Source organism: Desulfurobacteriaceae bacterium (assembly GCA_039832905.1).
Lineage (GTDB): Bacteria > Aquificota > Aquificia > Desulfurobacteriales > Desulfurobacteriaceae > Desulfurobacterium.
In genome coordinates this window covers 1-3,970 of sequence record JBDOLX010000013.1, presented here as the reverse complement: position 1 = coordinate 3,970, position 3,970 = coordinate 1, and the positions used below count along the sequence as shown (strand labels likewise).

The window sequence follows — 3,970 nt, the reverse complement described above, 5'->3', positions numbered from 1 at the left end:
TTGGTAAAAAAACTTCCCTTTGTCTTTTGGATCTATGTCTAAAAGGTCCCTTGCAAAGTGGTTTGTAAAAATTATCCTTCCAAATGGATCCATTATTACTATTCCTTCGTGGATAAGGCTGAGGGCTCTTGCAAGGAGTTTAGTCCCATCAGTTTTCTGGTTTGAAGCTTCTTCCTTTGAACGAGAACTTCTTAAGGAAGAAAGAACTCTTTCTCTTTTTCTTCTTTCTGAAAGGGCTATGTATCCAAAGATAAAAGTTAAAGCTGCGAAGAAAACAGTGGTTGCAAATAAGAGGGATTCCATTTCTATATTCCCCGATTTGAATAAACTTTACTGAAAGTTTATCATTAAACGAACTTAAATTTTTTTAGAAGGGAGGAGTCTATGGCTATAAGGGTAGCGATTAACGGTTATGGAAGAATAGGGAGATGTTTCCACAGAGCAAGACTTAACGATGAAGAGATAGAAATTGTTGCTATTAACGACCTAACAGATGCAAAAACTTTAGCACATCTTTTCAAGTATGATTCTGTTCACGGAAAACTTGATGTTGATGTAAAGGCTGAAGGTGATGAACTAATCATCGATGGTAAGAGAATTAAAGTTTTCTCTGAACCAGATCCTGAAAAACTTCCTTGGAAAGAACTTGATGTGGATATTGTTCTTGAATCTACTGGAAGATTCAGAAATAGAGAAGGAGCTTCAAAACATCTTAAAGCTGGAGCAAAGAGGGTAGTTATTTCTGCTCCTGCAAAGGAACCTGATATAACGATTGTTATGGGAGTTAACCACGAAAGTTACGATCCTAATAAGCACTTTATTGTTTCCAACGCTTCTTGTACAACAAACTGTTTGGCTCCAGTTGCCAAGGTGCTTCTTAAAAACTTTGGTATAGAGTCTGGTTTCTTAACAACTGTTCACTCTTACACTGCAGATCAAAGGCTTCTTGATGCTCCTCACAAAGATTTAAGAAGAGCAAGAGCTGCAGCTCTGTCTATGGTTCCAACTTCAACAGGTGCGGCAAAGGCTGTTGGACTTGTAATTCCAGAGCTTAAAGGTAAGTTTAATGGAATCTCTATCAGAGTACCAACTCCTGATGTATCCCTTATAGACTTTGTCTGCGTGGTGGAAAAAGAAGTAACAAAAGAAGATGTTAACCAAGCCCTTAAAGAAGCTGCGGAAGGGGAACTAAAGGGTATTCTTGCCTATACAGAAGAGGAACTTGTATCCATAGACTTTACTGGAGATCCACACTCTGCAATTGTTGATGGAAAGAGTACAGATGTAATCAACGGAAATCTTGTCAAAATCCTTGCTTGGTATGATAATGAGTGGGGATACTCTGTAAGGCTTGGAGACCTAATGAAACATATGGCTTCTTGCGGGGTGTAGGCTCTAAGCCTCCCCCCTTACCTTATTTTCAACCTTTTCTTCCCCGTTTTTTATCCATTCTTTGAAGTTCTCTAAAAGGTATTCTCGAGCAATACTCCAATTCTCTTCTAAATGTTCCCGTGTAGACTTTGGCATGAGAGATATAGCCTTATCTATTAGTGGAACAGTAATTCCACCAAGATGGCTCTTCTTTATCAAGTAGTTCTCAGGAGATACCATAGCTGTTCCTAAAACAAAAATGGAAGCAATAGCTAGTCCCCTTACAATTCCAAATAGCAACCCCAAGATGTTGTTAAATATTCCTAAAGGCGTCAGTTTGATTAGCTTAGTCAGATTAAAAGCTATGTATTTGAATATAAGGAATGAAACCAGATAGATAACGAAGCCAACTATTATTCCTGCCGAAGGGTCATAATTTTCAGTCTTCAGTAGTAAAGTGGCAACAGGACGGTGAAGGTTAAGGGCCAATACTATACTGATGATTATTCCTAATATTGACATTATTTCCTCTATAACTCCCTTACTAAAACCTCTAATAATGTTCCATAGAAGGGCTACCAAGATAACAGCGTCTAAGGCATTAAGCTGAGGAATATTCATACGACCTCCATGCTAATGTCTACCCACTTAGCAGATGTTATTATCTTGCTGGTTGAAACAAAGTCTATATCTTTGTCCTTTAACTTTAAAAGTTTATCAAAAGTAATGTTTCCAGAAACTTCTATCTTTAAGGAGTTTTTTTCTTTTCTCAAAAGTTTAACTGCGTCGTCTATTCTCTCTATATCCCAATTGTCAAGCATTACTATGTCTACTGATTCTATAACGCTTAGAAGTTCTTTTAGTTGACCTTCATTCTCTATTTCAATTTCTACTTTTGTTGTTACTGGGATAGATGAAACTATTTTTTCAACAGCTTTCTTTATACTTCCAAACGCTTTAATGTGGTTATCCTTTATCATTACAGCATCATAGAGTCCCATTCGGTGATTAAAAGCTCCTCCTACTTTTGTTGCATATTTCTCAAAGTACCTAAGACCTGGAGTTGTCTTCCTAGTATCCAAAAGTTTTACTTTCGAACCTTCTAAAGCTTTTACGAACTCCCTTGTCTTTGTTGCTATTCCTGAAAGCCGTTGTAAAAGGTTAAGAGCAGTTCTTTCACATGTTAAAAGAGTTTTTACATTTCCTTCTACGTATCCAATTGTCTCTCCTTTTGAAACTTTTTCTCCTTCTGTTTTCTTCCACTCAAACGAAATTTCCCTATCGTAGACCTTAAAGACTGTTTCAAAGAAAGGAATACCACAAAGGATAAAATTTTCCTTAGCAATTACTTCTGCTTTAGCATATTCCTTTTCTAAGGAAGAAGTTGTAATATCTCCTAAAGATCCTAAATCCTCTTCTAAAAAGGATAAAATAGTTTTCTCAATGTAGATCTTGTCCATCTATCCTCCCTGCAAGGAGACTTAAATGGTAAGTGTTCCAACTCTCGTGACTTTGCTTAGAGGTTTCCTAGTTCCCTTCTTCATTATGGCTATTTTATACAAGAATTTCAAATTGGCCCTTTTTATTTTCTTCGTTGCTGCCATCAGTGATGCTTTAGATGGATACTTAGCAAGGAAGCTTAATCAGATAACAACTTTAGGAGTAATTTTGGATCCGTTAGCAGATAAGGCTCTAATAAACTCAGGATTTATTCTCCTTTCTTATGTAGATAGGATAATTCCTGTATGGCTGACCATTTTTGTGATAAGTAGGGATATTATCCTCCTTATTGGAGGTTGGCTTCTGGCCACTTTTGGAAAAATTAACAGAATTAAACCAACGAAAATTGGAAAAGCTACTGCGTTTTCTCAGTTTTTAACCTTACTCTTGACCCTTGTAAATACTACTTATGGATTTATACCATTAGAGTTTATTAAAATACTTTACATAATAACAGCTATGCTTACTATACTTTCTGCCGTAAGTTACACAGCTATAGGAATAAGGGAGTTAAGTAGTGAAGAGATATCTAACTGAGATTTTTTTCCTTTTTTCTATCCTCATAATGGTTCTTGGTCTATTTATTATGAAATCTGTAATGATGCCATTCTTTATAGGATCAGCAATTGCTTATATTTCTTATCCGGTATTTAAAAGGTTAGAAGCAGTTCTTAGGAATAAAGTAGTTTCTGCTGTTTTAACTCTTTCAGTAATAGGTGTTCTTATTACAGCCGTAATCCTTATTGTCTTACCAACGATAATTGTCGAAATTGAAAGTTTCTTTAACTACCTACCGCGACTTACGAATAAAATAGATGTTTTTCTTTATAAGCACCTAGGAGAACATTTTCTGCATAAGTTGAACTTTAATGTTACGACTTTTGAAAAGGTTATAAAGACTATTTACTTGCAGATTGGACAGCTTCCAGTAGGAGATATATTCCAAAGACTATTTTCGGGCTTCTTTTCAGTATTTGGAATAGTTATCAACACAATTTTGGTTCCTCTCATTACCTACTATTTTTTAGTCAATGCTTCAAAAATGAAGGAGTTATACCTACAAATTGCTCCTCAGGAGATCAGGCACGAACTTAGAGAT

The 3,970-nt window shown here is 35.9% G+C and carries 6 protein-coding genes; 3 read left to right on the top strand and 3 right to left on the bottom strand.

Annotation, left to right across the window (positions count from 1 at the left end; genetic code table 11):
* Positions 1–303, bottom strand: a 303-nt coding sequence (locus ABGX27_00790) for a PAS domain-containing protein (protein ID MEO2068034.1), incomplete at its 3' end; no start/stop codon positions are given.
* 81 nt (positions 304–384) lie between these two features.
* Between ABGX27_00790 and gap the strand changes: the two genes are divergently transcribed.
* Complete coding sequence (gene gap, locus ABGX27_00785) at positions 385–1,392, top strand: type I glyceraldehyde-3-phosphate dehydrogenase (protein MEO2068033.1); 1,008 nt, start codon at positions 385–387, stop codon at positions 1,390–1,392.
* Between the two features lie 3 nt (positions 1,393–1,395).
* Here gap and ABGX27_00780 read toward each other — a convergent pair whose 3' ends face one another.
* Together ABGX27_00780 and nadC are read right to left on the bottom strand one after the other, a co-directional pair.
* Positions 1,396–1,992, bottom strand: a complete 597-nt coding sequence (locus ABGX27_00780) for a CvpA family protein (protein MEO2068032.1) — start codon at positions 1,990–1,992, stop codon at positions 1,396–1,398.
* Positions 1,989–2,831: a carboxylating nicotinate-nucleotide diphosphorylase gene (gene nadC, locus ABGX27_00775; GenBank protein ID MEO2068031.1), complete on the bottom strand. Its 843-nt coding sequence runs from the start codon at positions 2,829–2,831 to the stop codon at positions 1,989–1,991. The genes ABGX27_00780 and nadC overlap by 4 nt, the downstream gene beginning before the upstream one ends.
* A gap of 25 nt (positions 2,832–2,856) precedes the next feature.
* Between nadC and ABGX27_00770 the strand changes: the two genes are divergently transcribed.
* Together ABGX27_00770 and ABGX27_00765 are read left to right on the top strand one after the other, a co-directional pair.
* Complete coding sequence (locus ABGX27_00770) at positions 2,857–3,408, top strand: CDP-alcohol phosphatidyltransferase family protein (GenBank protein MEO2068030.1); 552 nt, start codon at positions 2,857–2,859, stop codon at positions 3,406–3,408.
* On the top strand, positions 3,389–3,970 hold a 582-nt coding region (locus ABGX27_00765), incomplete at its 3' end, for an AI-2E family transporter (protein ID MEO2068029.1). The genes ABGX27_00770 and ABGX27_00765, both read left to right, overlap by 20 nt.